Genomic DNA, 15,177 nt, shown 5'->3' on the forward strand with positions numbered 1-15,177 from the left:
GGCCAATTGCTGCATGGTAGGCCTCCTTATTGAGCCGCGTTGACGCGAGCTCGAGTGATCATCGCGGACTCCGCACCGTATTTTCCGAGTGCTTCCCTGTATGCATCACTGGCGATGACAGAGTCGAGTGCAGCGGACACGGCGTCGACGAGTGCGGGTTCCTTGGTCACGCCTACGGCGACGGGGGCGTAATCGAATGTGTCCGACAACTCGAGGGCGGGATTGTTCGCCGTGGCGTACGAGAGGATCGGGGAATCTGCCAGGACGGCGTCTTGCCTGCCACTGGTCAGCGCGGAAATCGCCTGCCGCGTGTCCTGGAACTGGCCGGTCTGGATCGGCGGCTTGCCGGCGGCCGCGCACTCCTGCTCATAGGCCGGAATGTTGACGGTGAGCTGATACGAGCCCGTCAGGACGCCGACCTTCTTGCCGCAGAGAGTGTCCTTCGTGACGGGCTCCCCTCCCTTGCCGACGACGATGGCGTTTCCCATCTGCATGTAGTCGACGAAATCCATTGCCGCCATCCGCTTGGTGGTGGGCGTCATCGAGGACACCGTCAGGTCGTAACGACCGGCTGCGATCCCGGGAATGATGGAGTCGAAATTGACGACTTTGATGTCGACGTCCAGGTTCAGGGCGTTTCCGATGAGTCTCGCGATGTCGGGGTTCGTGCCCGTCATGTACCGGGTTCCCGCCGAATAGAACTGGGTGGGCGGTTCATTCGTCGGGATCGCCACCCGCAGCGTGTGCCGTGCTGCCACCGCGTCGGGCAGCAATGCGACGGCCGATTCGTTCACCGCGAGTGACGGCGTCTTGTCGCCGTCGACGGGAGCCGAGGCCGGCGGGTCCGCAAATTCTTCGAGCCGACCGCAGCCGACCGTGGAGAAGAGGAGGGCGGCGAGTGCGCCGGCGCACAGGAGCCGGTGAGAGGAGCCTCCGGTGCGACTTGTCATGACGAGGACTTCTGCTTGGGCGTGGCCGTCTGCGTTCCGGTGTATTCGTGCGTCGAGCGGGCGAAGGCGGCGTGTCGGTTGCGAACGAAGGACGGCCCGTTGTCCTGCAGTTCCTTGATGCTCGAGACCCCCAGCAGCATCATCGTCCGGGTCATCTCCTCCGCGAAGATCCGCAGCACGTGCGCGACACCCTCCTGGCCCGCCGCCGCGAGGCCGTAGAGGTACGGGCGGCCGATCGCGCACGCATTCGCCCCCAGCGCCAGGGCCTTGATCGCGTCCGAGCCGCGGCGGATGCCGCCGTCGACGATGATCTCGACCCGCCCGTTCACGCGTTCGACGATCTCCGGCAGAACGTCCAGCGGGGAGGCCATGTGATCGAGTTGCCGGCCGCCGTGGTTGCTGACCTGGATGGCGTCGATCCCGATGTCAGCGGCGATCGCCGCGTCGTCGGCGCTGACGCACCCCTTGAGGACGATCGGACCGCTCCACCGGGAGCGTAGGTCGCAGAGGGTGTCCCAGTCGGTGGGTTCGTAGGAACCCGACAGCAGGGTTCGCCACATATCCGGCGTGCTCGCCAGCGGCCCCTCCGCGACGGTCCCGTCGAGATTGGGGAAGGCGATCGCGTCGTTGCGCAGAAACCTCCACGCCCACACGGGATGTAGCGCCCCTTCGACGACCGTCCGCGGTTTCAGGGACGGGGGTGCCGTGAAGCCGTTGCGGTAGTCGCGTTCGCGATGACCGATCGCCCGGCAATCGACGTTGACCAGCAGGGCCTCGTATCCCGCGTCGGCTGTCCGGTCGAGCATCGCCTGGAGCATGCCCTTGTCCGCCATCGGTTCGATGTTGAACCAGCGACGAAGGCCCGGAGTCTGCGCGCTGACCAGTTCCATCGGCGTCGTGCTCAGGTGCGCCAGGCCGTACGGGACATTCGCGGCGAGAGCGGCACGCGCCGCACCGAGTTCGCCCTCCGGGTGAAACAGTCGTGTTCCCCCGGTGGGAGAGAGCATCAACGGCATGGCGACCGGCTTGCCCAGGAGAGTCGACGCCAGGTCGAGGTTCTCCACGGCACCCCACCGTGGCACGAAGGACCAGTCGTCGAACGAGGAACGATTGCGGCGGACCGACGCTTCGTCTTCGCCGCCGCCCTCGATGTAGTCGAAGATGCTCAGCGGGAGACGCGCGGCGGCCATCTTTCGTACGTCTTCGATGCTGTGGCATCGCCGTGCCAGCCGCTGTGACACGGACCGAGCGGGGCCCTCGACATTCACTAACGATCTGATATCTCTGAGTTTCATCGGGACTCCTCGAAGTGGGGCTGACACCCGGTGCGTGGGGTGAACCAATAGTGATCCACACCTCACACGGTTGATATGGAGAAGTTTCCAAGCTCAACAGTTCCGCTTGTAAGATCTTCTCAATGGACCCATCGGAGGAGTCGTGGCACGGCGACGCGGCATCCGTGCCGATCGCGCTGTCGGCCTGGACCGACCTGGTGCAGGAAGATCTACTGCACGCGAATCCGACGGCGGAAAATCTCCGCCGCCCCGTCGCCGACGTGCAGCTCTACGACGCATTCGACGACCAGCCGAACGTCAGGAACACCGTCGTCCTTGCGATGGGCGTGTCCTGCGGGTCGGCCGGATTCGAGCGAGTACTCGTGCACGCCGCCGACGGCGAGGCCGCCGCCGTGATCGTCAAAGCACGCGGAACGCCGATCGAGGACCTGCGGATCGCGTCCAGTCGTCACGACGTTCCCGTGCTCGTCGTCGGAGACGACGCGGATTGGACACGACTGATCGCGATGGCACGAACAGCGGTCGCGGGTGCTGCGGTCGATTCGGTATCGGGCGTGCGTCTGGGCGATCTGTTCGCTTTCGCCAACGCCGTAGCCTCGATAGCCAACGGAGCCGCCAGCATCGTCGATCCTTCGGGCCGCATCCTCGGATACTCCACAGTGCCGGGCCAGCCGATCGACGACCTACGGCGCGAGACGACTCTGACCCTGCAGGAGCGGACACCCCCAGCCCTCGACGCAGATTTCAAGGTCGTCTACTCCTCCATCGCCGCGCATTTCGTGCAGTCACCCAGCGGGATCGCGGACCGGCTGGCACTTGCCGTCCGGGCGGGCGGGGAACTGCTCGGATCGATCTGGATCATCGATCCCGGAGGTGACCGCCGCCAACCGGCCCTCGATGCGCTCGACAGGCTGGCGCCACTGGCGGGCCTGCACATGCTTCACGCCCGGTCCGCTTCCGACTTCACCGAGCGCCGCAACGCCGACCTCATGCGGACGTTGATGGACGATCCGGCCCAGGCCTCTTTCGCTGCCGCACAACTCGGTCTCGAGTTCACCGACGGATTCGCCATTGCGGCGTTCGCCCTCTCCCACCCGAACGCCGGCAGCCTCGACGCCATGCGCGAGCAACATCGACTACTGCAGCTCGTGACCGTGACGTGCAACGTCCAGTTCCGCAGTGCGTACAGCGCCCTGATCGACTCGGTCGTGTATGCGCTGCTGCCCTGCGCGGGCGAGTCTCCCCGGGCAGCCCACCGTCGCGTCATTCGTGACATCGGCTCCTACGCGACGACGATCAGCGCGCATCCGGTTGTCGCCGCGGTAGGCGGCATCGCCGAGCAGATCAGCGAGCTACCTCGATCCCGGACCGAGGCGGTGCGCACATTGCAGTACCTGATGCGTCAACAGTCGGTCACGCGAGAGAATCCGACTCCCCAACGCCCGGCAGCGGCTGTGTTCGAAGACCATTGGACCGAGCTCAACCTACTCGAAATCGGCAGGTACATAGCCGAGAAGCATCTCGACAAGTTCGACGTCGTCGATGCGATCCGGGCGTACGACGCCACCCATCACACCGACTTTCTGATCACTCTGCGTGCGTACTTCGATTCGAACGCGAACGTGTCCAAAGCGGCGGTCCGAATGCATGTCCACGGCAATACCATTCGGTACCGAATCACCCGTCTCGCCGAAGAGTTCCAGATCGACTTCGACAATCCGACCACGCGGCTATGGCTGTGGCTCCGACTCGTTTCGACAGACCTGATGTGAGTGGACGCTTGCGGGGTGGGTCCACTCCCCACGCTGTACCGGCTTTGGGACGTGACGGTCGCAGCCTGCACGCCGGGTGCCGGGAACGCGAGAATCGTCAGCGCCATGGCGCCGATGACGAGGCCGGCGAGACAGGCCGCGCCGCCTACGCTCGCGCGAATCGCGTGAAGTGGTTGAAATCTTCGGCCTCTGCGTTGACTCACCATGACGATCTCCGTGTGCTCTTGACCGTGCCGCGGCGCCGGCGACGTGAAAGTCAGCATGGCCGCGACGCGTCGTGACCACATCGGCCGAAGTACGCGTGCGCATACCTGCTTTTCGGCTGCCACCCTCATTCGACCGTGGCTCGCTGACGAAACCGGACGGTCAGTACCGCGGCGGCGAGTGCTGCCGCCAGAACGATGCCCGAGGCGACGAGCAATGCGAGGTGGTAGCCATCGGAAAGCAGTGGTGTGACGATGAGCGGGCCCGCGATCTGACCGAGGCTGTATCCGGTTGTCAGTATCGCGACCGCGCGTGGGAACTGGAGGTGAGCGCCGATCGTCAGCGACATCTGACTGATGCCGAGGAATGTTCCCCCGAACAGGAAGGCGGAGACCAGGGCGGGCCAGATGCCGTCTGCCACCGCGGGCAACGCGATGCCGGCGGCCTGAATGACGAGGGCGATCACCAGCAGGATCGGGCGAGACCATCGTCTGCCGAACAACGCCCAGAGTGGACCGGACGGTAGCGCCGCCAGCCCGACGAGCACCCAGGCGCCACTGCCGGCGAAGCTGCCTGCAGTGTGGTCGATCGCTGCAACGAGAAAAGTGCCGGCGATGATGTATCCGACACCCTCGAGGGAATAGCTGATGAAGAGCGCACCGAACCGGCGGTGCCCCTGCTCGTGCGATCTTCTGCGCTCGGCCGTCGGCACCGTCGGAGCACGTTCCGGTGTGAGAGTCCACGCCGCGAGGGTGCAGATCAGGGTCAGCAGTGCGGCCGCCCACCACACGGAGCCCCACGTGCTCATCGACCGCAAGATGAGGACGACGAGCCCGGACAGGGCGATACCTGCTCCGATTCCGCCGAACGCCCAACCCGACAGGTGTGCCGCGTGCCCACTCAGGTTGGAGTGCATGGCGCTGACCGCGATGACGAAGACCAAAGCACTGGTAGCACCCGCAACACAACGCAGTACGGCCCAGGCGGTGTCGTTCGATGTCACCGGCATGAACGCCAGCGTGGCGGTCAGGATCAGCAGCGAGACACGCATGGCTGCCGCCGAGCGCACCACGGCGGGAAGGACGATTCCGGCGAGCGCCCCGACGAGGTATCCGAGATAGTTTGCCGTCGCCAGGGCGGCGCCCGCCGACGGTGTCAATCCTGCCTGGGCCTCCATCAGAGGGAGAACAGGTGTGTAGACGAACCGTCCGATGCCCATGCTCGCCGCCAATGCGGCCCCGACCTGACCGACCGTGACCCACGGCGATGTCGGCGTGCGGGATGCGATCAGGTCGTCGGCGCTGTCTACTGCGTTCATGCATTCTCTTTCAACAACATTCGGTCGGCGCGCAGGCCCCTCTAGCGAGCCACGGATTTCAGGGAGGCCGGGCGGCTGGAGTCGTGGGTGTGGAACAGGAAACGCGACATCGCAGCGGTCATGGTGGAGTCCTTGCGGCGGATGAACAGGGTTTCCGCGCGCGAGTCGGCCGGCGCGAGGTGATGCACCTTCAACGCCGCCGCCAACGGCGAAGTGGTCACCACGCCCAGTGGCAGCAGGGTCACGCCCATCCCCGCGGCCGCACACCCGAGGATGCCCTCGAGAGTTCCGAATTCGAGGACGTTCGGACTCGGCACTCCGTGCTGCTCGAAGAGCCGCTCCAGGCGGGCCCGGTAGGCGCAGCCGGCCCGGAGGACGAGAAGCTTGTGCCGCCCGCCGTCGGCCAGTGCCGAGTCCAGATCTGCCACGCGAACGCCGCTCACCAGCACAAGTTGCTCGATGAAGACCTGCTCGGAGACCAGGTCCGGATGGCGCACCGGGCCGCAGACGAAAGCGCCGTCGAGACGATGCTCGAGCACCTGGGTGGTCAGCGCGTCGGTCGTGTCGGTCGCCAAGGTGAAGTCGACTCGGGGGCACTCTTCGCTGAAGGCGGCCAGCACCCCGGGAAGCCGCAACCCGGCGGTGGTCTCCATGGAGCCGATCGCCAGTCGTCCACCCGGCTCGTGATCGTCGCTGACGACCTGCGTCACCTCCCGCACGAGCTGAGTGATCTGTTCGGCATAGGGCAGCAGACGTTCGCCGGAATTCGTCAGGGTCACCCCACGGGCATGGCGGCGGAACAGTTCCACACCGAGTTCGTCCTCGAGCGTGCGGATCCGTGAGCTGATGTTCGACTGCACCGTCAGAAGTTCCTTCGATGCCCGGGAGATTCCGCCGGCGCGGGCCACGGCCAGGAAGAAGCTCAGGTCTCCGATGTCCATGAGAATTACCGTGTTTCGCCCCACAGGTCCCGAACGATCTCCCGTGCGGGGGCCGAACGAGCACTGCGATATCCGATGCCGGCCCAGAGGGCGAGGCCGTGCGGGTCGCCGGCGGCGCCTGCTGCGGCTCGCAGCCCACTGGTCAGCAGGTGCACCTGTGGATATGCCGCCACCGCGTGAGCATCGAAGTCGGTGATGAAGTCATTGACCAGGCCACGCGCGGGACGGCCGGAGAACGCGCGAGTGACGACGGTGTCGGTGAAGCGGGCGTTGTGCAACGCGGCCCGGTGAGCGGGTTTGGTCCCTGCCTCGTCGGCGTCGAGGAGCGCGGTTCCGATCTGGACGGCGGTGGCACCGGCCGCGAGTGTTGCCGCGACGTCTGCTGCGGTCGCTATCCCACCCGCCGCGATGATCGGAAGGTCGATCGCCGAGCGGGCCGCCTCGACCAATTCCCTCGTCGAACGTGGATCCGGCTCGGCGTCGGGGTCGAGCGTTGCTCGGTGCCCGCCCGCGTCGACTCCTTGTAGACATATCGCGTCGACGCCCACCCGAGCGGCGGAGAGCGCCTCGCCGACATCGGACACCGTGGCCACCACGGCACTGCCGGCGTCGTGTAACCGATCGACGACGGCCCGCGGCGGAAGACCGAAGGTGAACGACACCACCGGAACGGCAAGCTCGACCGCGAGGTCGACCTTGGCGTCGAATGCATCGTCGTCGAAGTCGACGACCTCCGGCAGCGACACCTGCCAGTGTTCGGCGAGTGGCTGCAGTCGCGCTCGGTAGGCCTCCACCGCTGCACGGTCGGCCAGGGGGCGGCCCGGGACGAAAATATTGAGTCCGAACGGTGCGCTCGTCAGCGCGCGGACCGCGTCGACCTCACGCCGAACCGCGTCGACGGTCTTGTACCCGGCCGCAAGGAAACCGAGGCCACCGGCGGACGAGACCGCGGCAACCAGCTCGGGCGTGCTCGGTCCTCCTGCCATGGGCGCCCCGACGATGGGAATTCGGAGGCCGTCCTCGAGATCGAACACCAGGATCCTTTCGGTCGATGTGTGCGTGGCGGACCGGGTTCACGTCCGCTTCACCCTTTCCGCTCCTGATCCTGCACCGCCGCAGTGCGGAGCGGAAATGCCTATTCGGCTGGATCTATGCTTGGGAGTTATGTCCATCGAACTGCGGCATCTGCGGGCGGCGGTTGCGATCGCCGAGGCAGGCTCGTTCACCGCCGCGGCGAACGCACTCCACATCACCCAGCCGGCGCTCACCCGCACGGTGCAGCAGCTCGAAACCTCGCTCGGCGTTCGGTTGTTCGACCGGACGTCGCGGGCACTCGCCCTCACCGAGGACGGTGCCGGATTCGTCGAGAAGGTACGCGTCATTCTCGGCGATCTCGATTCCGCGGTTGCGCTGTACACCAACCGATCCCTTGTCCTCGGCTTCAGTTGGCTCCTCCCCGATCCGTGGGCGCAGCAGGTGATCGACGACGTCGAGACGAACTCCCGCGCCACCGTCGTACCGCGTCGCTGCGACGACCCCATCGCCGCACTGAACAACGCCACCGTGGACGCCGCCGTCGTCCGCCGGGATGTTCCCGGCGACGAGTTCGTGCAGCATCCGCTGTTCGAGGAGCAGCGGATTGCGGCAGTCTCGACCGCGTCGCCTCTCGCGACCCGAGAATCGATCGACTGGGCCGAGTTCGGAACGCTTCCCCTGGTCATCAATACCCTCAGCGGCACCACGTCCGAAGATCTGTGGCCGAACCACGACGGTCCGGTGGTGACGTGCTCGAACTTCGACGAGTGGCTCGAATTGATCGCCGCCGATCGGGGTGTCGGCACGGTTCCCGAAGTGGCCCGCAGGCGGGTAACCCATCGGAACGTCCAGTTCATCCCGCTGGTCGGTGCGCCGCCCGCGGTCGTGAGGTTCGTGTACCGCCGCAACCGCGCGACGCCGCTGCTGCGAGTACTGCGGGACGCCGCGATCCGGCACTCTCCGCCACCCGGCAGTGCCACTGTCGCTCAACACGACTGACCGTCGTCGGTGTGCCGGCGAAGCTGGGCGACTTCCCGCTCCAGTTCTGCATTGCGGGATCGCAGTCGTTCGATTTCTTCCTGTAGACCCTTGCGGGCCAACGTGAGCGACTCCCGCATCCGCGCCTCGCCGTACTTCGGCGGGATGTTCTTCGTGCAGTTCCGGTCGAGGGCCTCGACGTGGATGACGAACGCGCGATCGCATCCGGCCTTACCGACCCCGCCGGGTGCGGTGAGGAGCCGGGCGATGAGATCCGGATCGTCGGAACGCTCGACGACCTCGGCTCGCCCGTAGACTTTGACTCTGGTGCGGGTAGGGTAGTCGATGAAGAAGAGAGCCACTCGGTCGTTCTCGTCGAGGTTGCCGACCGTGACGAACTGCTGATTTCCCGAGTAGTCCGCCAGCGCAATCGTCACCGGGTTCGGCACGTGCACGAATCCGGGCGGGCCGCCTCGGTGTTGGATATAGGGCCACCCCGAGGGTGTCACGGTCGCGATGAAGAACGAATCGGTGGCTCGGATCAGGGCAGTGACCCGGGTGTCCAGTTGGTCGGGCAGGCCCGGGTCGTCCTCCTGCGCCCGCATGCTCCTGTACCAGTTGATGCTTCCCGTCGCCTTCTGCCGCTCGGCCACCGGAGTAGTGAATGCGATCGCGCCGTACCGGGTCGGGTGTCTCATGACGAGTACTCGGAATCGATGTGCTTCCACGCCCGCCGGACTATCGGGCTGTCGACTCCCCGACGCAACGTCAGCACGAACACCACTGCGGTGACCGCGGTTACCGCGATGGGGTAGATCAGCCCGGCGAGGACGTTCCCGGTCGCGGAGTTGAGCGAGAGCGCCACCAGAGGGGTGAAGCCACCGAACACGCCGGTCCCGATGTGGTACGCCAGCGACAGTCCGGTGTAACGGATCTGGGGTGGGAACAATTCGGACAGGAATGCCGCGGTGGGCCCGTAGACCATGGTGACGAAGATGACCTGAATCGTCAGCGGCACGATCATCTGGATGTGGTGGCCCTCGACCGCGGCGTCCCGGACCCACTGGAACAGCGGGAGGTAGCCGACTGCCGAAAGTACCAATCCGCACAGGATGATCCGAGTCCGTCCATATTTGTCGGACATCTTGCCGAAGACGACGAAGAACGGTGTCGCGATGACCAGGGCGATTCCGACCGAGAGATTCGCGGTGAGGAAGTCGATCTTCAAGATCGTCTGCAGGAAGTACAGCGTGTAGAACTGGCTGGTGTACCAGGCAACTCCCAGCCCGGCCGTGACTCCGAAGAGCACGACGAGCAGCAACGCGAAGGCCGGCTTGTTCGCCACCGCGTCCCTGATCGGTGAACGCGAGAGGTTTCCGCTCCGTCGCATCTCCTCGAACACCGGTGATTCGTGCATCTTCATGCGGATCTTCAGCGAGAACAGCACCAGGACCGCGGACAGAAGGAACGGAATCCGCCAGCCCCACACAGTGAATGCCTCCTCGCCCAACCCCACCCGGCAGAGCACGATGACGCCGATCGACAGGAGCAGACCACCGGTCGCGGTGGTCTGGAGAACACTGGTGAGGGCTCCGCGTTTCTTCGCCGGCGAATTCTCCGCGATGTAGACGACTGCACCCCCGTACTCTCCGCCGATCGCGAGACCCTGCAGCAGCCGCAACGTCACCAGCAGTATCGGCGCCAGAATTCCGATGTGGTCATAGGTGGGCATCAGTCCGAGCGTCGTGGTGGCGCCGCCCATGATGAGCAGGGTCGTCATGAACGTCTTCTTACGTCCGACCCGGTCGCCCATTCTGCCGAACACCATGGCGCCGATGGGGCGTACGACGAAACCCGTCCCGAAGGCGGCAATCGTGACGAGAAGTGCTGCGGTTCCGTTTCCTTCCGGAAAGAACATCCCGGAGAACACGACTGCGAGACTGCCGTAGATGTAGAAGTCGTACCATTCGATCAACGTTCCGACGCTCGACGCGGTGATGATCTTGCGAAGGCTGCTCTTCGCTACACCGCTCGTGAGAGCGGGTGGTGACACGGACTGGCTGGTCATGGGGAATCCTTCTGGGGACGCACGGGGTGGGGGTTTGCGAGGTCGCACCGAAGGGCGCTAGGAGCCGATCGCCGCCAGATTGTGGGAAGTGCGGCCCAGGATGGCGGCGGCGGTGGCGACCATGTCATCGATGATCGACGCGACGGTGTCGACACGATCGATCTGTCCGACGACCTCACCGACGATCAGATTCGCGACGTCGTAGTCCTCGGCCTTCACTGCTGCCCGGAACTGCTCCTGCTTCTCCGGAAGCACACCCAGGAGGCCGGACTCGTCGCCGTGCCATCGACGGATGAAGTCGTTGTGCAGGACTCGGCCCGTGTAACGAATCGGCCAGGGCTTCTCCCGCACGATGTCGAAGGCGCTCTGCCTGATCGTGTCGTCCCCACTCGCCCCGAGGGCACGGTGCTGGGCCGCACGGGGAATCGCCGCCTCCTCCGCCGCCCAGAACCTGGTCCCGACGAGGGCACCGTCCGCTCCGAGCGCGAGCGCCGCCGCAAGGCCTCGGCCGTCGCCGATTCCACCGGCCGCCAGCAGCATCACATCCGGGGCCTCCCGCCGGAGAAAGTCGGCGATCTCCGGCACCAGAGTGAACGTCGATCGGGTTCCTGTTCCATGGCCACCCGCCTCCCCTCCTTGAGCAGCTATGACGCTCGCACCTACCGCCACCGCGCGGCGCGCTTGTTCGAGATCGTGCACCTGGCAGATCAGCGGGATTCCCGCGGCACGAATCGCAGGCGCATGCGGTGCCGGGTCGCTGAAGGAGAGGAATATGGCCGCCGGCCGGTAGCCGATCGTCTTCTCGAGGAGTTGCGGTTGCTGCGCCATGGACCAGGTGATGAAGCCACAGCCGACCGCGTCGGTCGTCACGCGGTCGAACTGATCGTGCAGCCAGGACTCGCCGCCGTATCCGCCGCCGATCAATCCCAGCCCACCTGCCTCGGCCACGGCAGAAGCCAATCTCCAATCGGAGACGTAGTCCATCGGTGCAAGGACGATGGGGTGTTCGATTCCGAATTTCTCGGTCAGACGGTTCTGCAGGCTCATGCTGGGCTCCTCCACAAATTTCCGACGTGTCGCAGTGTGTCCCACGTGCTGCACGTCACACCGGACGGCTTTGCGACAACGCTAGAACCCGGCCGAACAGCGGTCCAACAGTTTGTACCGATGCCTGCGTTCTCCAGAACAGAACGCTCGCGCGCCCCGCTGGACTCGTGAAATTCTCTGTCCTGCAATGCACTAGACCACGGACCACTCGAGCAACCGAATGGCCGGGCACGTCGGAACCTTGACCGTCGATGTCCGGGCCTGGGGCCGCCCGGCCCTGCCGTGCGTGGCAGGCGCGGTGGATCGACGCGACACCCGCCCGGACGGCACGGTGCTCGACTTACTGGACACCTGCCGTGCCGCTGATGCCGTCCATCGGAGGGTCCATCGTGCCGATGGCATTGGAGCAGATCGAATACCTGGCCACCGCACCCGACCTCGACCTCGACCTGGACCTGGACTGAAACCGAGGACCGGGATTCGCACGTGCCGCCGTCGATGGCACTGCGAGCGGTCACCAGACAGTCGCTTCACCACCGTCCCCCGCGGCCACCGTGCCCGGGAGGTACGCGTGGGGGTCCGTAATCGACAGCCGCGCAGCATTCCCGATACAGGTACTGACTCGATTGCCTCGGACGAGGTCCGAACGCTAATCGGCGACCAACTGCGCCCTCCCGGAAGTCCGCCCGATGCCTTGTTCTCGCTGCCGTCCGATGACATACCGGCCAGGGGCGATGCCGGTGGCTCCGTGCTCGGGGTGGATGAGGTAAGCCGTCGCTCGGCTGTCGAGGATACCGAGCGCGAGACGCCTGGGGTCGTTGACGGGCGTCGACCAAGTGCAACCCCCTTCGTCAGCGACCAGGCTGTGTGGATTCCCGCCCGCAGCACTACGCAGCAACTCCACTCCTGAGAGCGGTACGTTCTCGGACCGTGTCCACGGGGCGGACGTGACGGTGTCGGCGAGAAGCGAATACGGGATCACGATGAGATCTCCCTGTGCCTGCAGACCGTCGACGACGGGTATGGACACTTCCTGGGCGAGATAGTCGAACACATCGAGGCCGGTGAGGGCAGTGAGAGCGGACAAGGTCATGGTTGCATTCATGCGAGTCACCTTCGAGTTCAGGGAGTCAGGTTTCGGTCTTGTTCAGGTGCGACGAACGAGGCGGGCGTAGTCGTCGCCGCCGAGGCCGTAGGTCCAGCCCGCGGCGTCCAGTGCGGATGAGATCCATGTGGGCACGTGAAGCCCGTATTGTCGCCGATGTCCGTCGCGTTCGGGAGAACCGTTGATCGCGAGCAGGATACGGCCAGTGCGCCCCCAGCCGTCCGGGGTCGCGTAGAGCCGCAGGGTGCCACCGGCATTGCCGGGATCGTCGGCTTGGTCGACCAGCGCGAGGTCGGCCGCATCGATGTAGGTGTCCCCGATGCGCTCGATCGCGCATCGGCGAATCTCGACATTGCGTTCGCGCGCGATGCGTTCGGCAGTCGGGTCGCGGACGACCCAGTCCGGGACGATGGTTCCGTGCTGAACGAACACTGCATCGCCGTCTTGGAATTCGAGTGCCGGGGAATCCGAGTGGTGCAGCCGGTGTTCGTTGTGCACACGGCCCGGTATGGGCTCGGAATGAAGGGTGGTGGGACGCTCTGCCATGACACATACGTCGTCGAACGCCCACCACCATCCGGTGGCGCCAGTCAACGCGATGTTGGCGTCGAGTAGTGCGTCGTCGTGGGAGTGGAATTTCGCGAGGCCGAGCCGACGGTACGTGTCGTAGTAGGCGACTCGGTGGGCTTCTTGTTGTCCGTACCAGGTGACACCGAGAACAGCTGGAGGCAGAAGCGTCCGTATCGCAGCTGCAACCCCGTCGAAAAGCGTGGTGTGCAGCGAATCCCAGACGGTAGCTCGGATGATCCGATCGGGGCTGATGCCGACGCGGGCGGCATCCTCAGGCGGCTTCACCCGTGCGGTCTCGACCGCCCGGCGTTCGTTCGGCCAGTCGGATACCCTCCGCTTGATGCGTGCGTCCATGCGTTTACGTGATTCCGACAGCATGGTTGCGATACCGGCGGTAGCGCCATGGATTCCGTCGCCCTCGAGCGACATCGGCATCGACAGGCCTTCGGCGGCGATCAGGTTCGATCCGGCTGAGGGAGACGGAACCCAGACGAACTCCGGCTCGCGAGATTTTGATTGTCGATACAGCTGCGCGACAGCCGATTCCGCAGTGGTGCGATCGGAGGGGTGTGCGCACAGCCCGTGCCTGAGCCATGCATCGCGCACAGCCTCGACCACGAGAATGTAGTCGGAGAAGGGATCAGCGTTCTGAGTGAATTCCGCTCGGGGTCGAGCCGCCGAGCGAAACGGTGCGGCGCTCACGCGACGGTGGCGGTGTCCGCCTTTCCGGTAGTCATAGTTCTAGAGCCTGACACGAGGACGCGGCGAGCGCAAGGCCCGTCACCGACCCGCCCAAGAGAGATTGCTGGTGTCGATCACGCTCGCACATCGGGCGACCTTCGATCCGCGCCGAGGACAGTGCTCGTGCCCGGGCGTCGGACGCCGCGTGGGCGATCCTCGATGCGTGACCCCTTCCTCATGGAACATTCCAGGTACCCGCGCCGGGCAGTGCGGTGAGGACACGAGACGTTGCACATTCACGTACTCCACCGAATCGGACATCCGCACTGCTGCTTCGGGTAGGACTCGATACTCTGGGCCCGGAAGGACGTGCCGTCGCAAGTCGAATTCGCCGTCCTTGACGCACGGCGCGGTAACGCCTCACGCCACATGTGTGTCGCGCAGGTTCGCGGCCTCCTCCAGGAGGTCGGGGTCGGCGGTCCGTTCGCGGACCACGCCGATTTCGGCGAGGATCGCTGCCCGGACCTGTTCGAGCGTGACGGCCGGGTTCAGGTCCGTCAGGGACGCCGCGGTGCCGGGGTCGAACTCCAACTCGAGGGCGGCATTGACATCGGTGAGCACCGCCCGCACCGGGTCGGAATCGGAGACCACCAGTTCGAAGCCGAAGAGCCACGCCCCGGCAACGATTCGCTGCGCAGTTCCTGCCAGCTTGACGCGGCCCGCGCCGTTCACCGTCCAATCACCGGGGCAATACTCACCGGGCACCGGTCCGATGCGAGCGTCGACACCCAGCTTCCTCAGCACGTCGACGAGCCTCGGGGTGATGCGCTCGAAGCGGGGGCGCGCCCCGACCATGCCCTCAGTGTCCCGGGAGAACATCTCCACGACGAGGGTCTGCTCGTGGTAGGCCGCCGCCCGACCGCCGGCTCCTCGGACGACGGGGGTGAATCCGTGTCGCCGCGCCGCCGCGGCGGCCGCCGGAAACTGCGGTCGAACAGCGTCCAGTCGCCCGAACGACAGCGTCCGCGCAGGACTGTAGACACGGATCAGCGCAGGGGCATTCGGCTCTCGCGCGGTCCGGCGCAGAAGTGCCGTGGCGAGCGCCGCATCCAACACGGGATCGTCCGGGAAGTGCGTTGTCAGCAAATGCTCGATCGTCATACTCTTCCCGTCGGTCCGCTCCGAATACCTCACGGCCACGACGTCATCGCCG

General features: G+C 65.6%; 14 protein-coding genes. 3 read left to right on the forward strand and 11 right to left on the reverse strand.

The window, feature by feature from the left end:
• Positions 1-26: 26 nt before the first annotated feature.
• Positions 27-950: a transporter substrate-binding domain-containing protein gene (locus AZG88_RS47585; protein ID WP_061701465.1), complete on the reverse strand. Its 924-nt coding sequence runs from the start codon at positions 948-950 to the stop codon at positions 27-29.
• Positions 947-2,140: an alpha-hydroxy acid oxidase gene (locus AZG88_RS47590; protein WP_061701466.1), complete on the reverse strand. Its 1,194-nt coding sequence runs from the start codon at positions 2,138-2,140 to the stop codon at positions 947-949. The genes AZG88_RS47585 and AZG88_RS47590 overlap by 4 nt, the downstream gene beginning before the upstream one ends.
• Before the next feature lie 227 nt (positions 2,141-2,367).
• Between AZG88_RS47590 and AZG88_RS47595 the strand changes: the two genes are divergently transcribed.
• Positions 2,368-4,017: a helix-turn-helix domain-containing protein gene (locus AZG88_RS47595; protein WP_061701467.1), complete on the forward strand. Its 1,650-nt coding sequence runs from the start codon at positions 2,368-2,370 to the stop codon at positions 4,015-4,017.
• Between the two features lie 331 nt (positions 4,018-4,348).
• Here AZG88_RS47595 and AZG88_RS47600 read toward each other — a convergent pair whose 3' ends face one another.
• The 3 genes from AZG88_RS47600 to AZG88_RS47610 are packed head-to-tail and all read right to left on the reverse strand — an operon-like array spanning position 4,349 to position 7,514.
• Positions 4,349-5,539 carry a YbfB/YjiJ family MFS transporter gene (locus tag AZG88_RS47600; RefSeq protein WP_061701468.1) on the reverse strand — a complete coding sequence of 397 codons (1,191 nt, stop codon included), beginning with the start codon at positions 5,537-5,539 and terminating at the stop codon, positions 4,349-4,351.
• A 41-nt stretch (positions 5,540-5,580) separates the two neighbouring features.
• The gene (locus tag AZG88_RS47605; protein ID WP_061046048.1) at positions 5,581-6,480 is read right to left on the reverse strand and encodes a LysR substrate-binding domain-containing protein; all 900 of its coding nucleotides are present in this window, start codon (positions 6,478-6,480) and stop codon (positions 5,581-5,583) included.
• Between the two features lie 5 nt (positions 6,481-6,485).
• Complete coding sequence (locus AZG88_RS47610; protein ID WP_061701469.1) at positions 6,486-7,514, reverse strand: nitronate monooxygenase; 1,029 nt, start codon at positions 7,512-7,514, stop codon at positions 6,486-6,488.
• A gap of 130 nt (positions 7,515-7,644) precedes the next feature.
• On the opposite strand from AZG88_RS47610, the gene AZG88_RS47615 reads away from it, so the two are divergent.
• Positions 7,645-8,514 carry a LysR family transcriptional regulator gene (locus AZG88_RS47615; protein ID WP_061046049.1) on the forward strand — a complete coding sequence of 290 codons (870 nt, stop codon included), beginning with the start codon at positions 7,645-7,647 and terminating at the stop codon, positions 8,512-8,514.
• Here the strand turns inward: AZG88_RS47615 and AZG88_RS47620 are convergent.
• The 3 genes from AZG88_RS47620 to AZG88_RS47630 are packed head-to-tail and all read right to left on the reverse strand — an operon-like array spanning position 8,502 to position 11,608.
• Entirely contained in the window at positions 8,502-9,191 is a 690-nt protein-coding gene (locus tag AZG88_RS47620) for a pyridoxamine 5'-phosphate oxidase family protein (RefSeq protein ID WP_061701470.1), read from the reverse strand. The genes AZG88_RS47615 and AZG88_RS47620 overlap by 13 nt on opposite strands.
• A complete protein-coding gene (locus tag AZG88_RS47625) occupies positions 9,188-10,561 on the reverse strand; it encodes an MFS transporter (protein ID WP_061701471.1) in 1,374 nt (457 codons plus the stop codon). The genes AZG88_RS47620 and AZG88_RS47625 overlap by 4 nt, the downstream gene beginning before the upstream one ends.
• Positions 10,562-10,618: 57 nt before the next feature.
• Entirely contained in the window at positions 10,619-11,608 is a 990-nt protein-coding gene (locus AZG88_RS47630; RefSeq protein WP_061701472.1) for an NAD(P)H-dependent flavin oxidoreductase, read from the reverse strand.
• 251 nt (positions 11,609-11,859) lie between these two features.
• On the opposite strand from AZG88_RS47630, the gene AZG88_RS52380 reads away from it, so the two are divergent.
• Complete coding sequence (locus AZG88_RS52380) at positions 11,860-12,072, forward strand: hypothetical protein (RefSeq protein ID WP_143548713.1); 213 nt, start codon at positions 11,860-11,862, stop codon at positions 12,070-12,072.
• Positions 12,073-12,257: 185 nt separating this feature from the next.
• Here the strand turns inward: AZG88_RS52380 and AZG88_RS47635 are convergent, their stop codons facing one another.
• From AZG88_RS47635 to AZG88_RS47645, 3 genes are all read right to left on the reverse strand, one after another.
• Positions 12,258-12,713, reverse strand: a complete 456-nt coding sequence (locus AZG88_RS47635) for a hypothetical protein (RefSeq protein WP_025432811.1) — start codon at positions 12,711-12,713, stop codon at positions 12,258-12,260.
• A 42-nt stretch (positions 12,714-12,755) separates the two neighbouring features.
• The gene (locus AZG88_RS47640; protein ID WP_061701473.1) at positions 12,756-13,985 is read right to left on the reverse strand and encodes a DUF6745 domain-containing protein; all 1,230 of its coding nucleotides are present in this window, start codon (positions 13,983-13,985) and stop codon (positions 12,756-12,758) included.
• A gap of 399 nt (positions 13,986-14,384) precedes the next feature.
• Entirely contained in the window at positions 14,385-15,125 is a 741-nt protein-coding gene (locus AZG88_RS47645; RefSeq protein ID WP_005242929.1) for a lipoate--protein ligase family protein, read from the reverse strand.
• Between the last annotated feature and the right edge of the window lie 52 nt (positions 15,126-15,177).

It is taken from the genome of Rhodococcus sp. LB1, assembly GCF_001583455.1.
Classification (GTDB): domain Bacteria; phylum Actinomycetota; class Actinomycetes; order Mycobacteriales; family Mycobacteriaceae; genus Rhodococcus_F; species Rhodococcus_F opacus.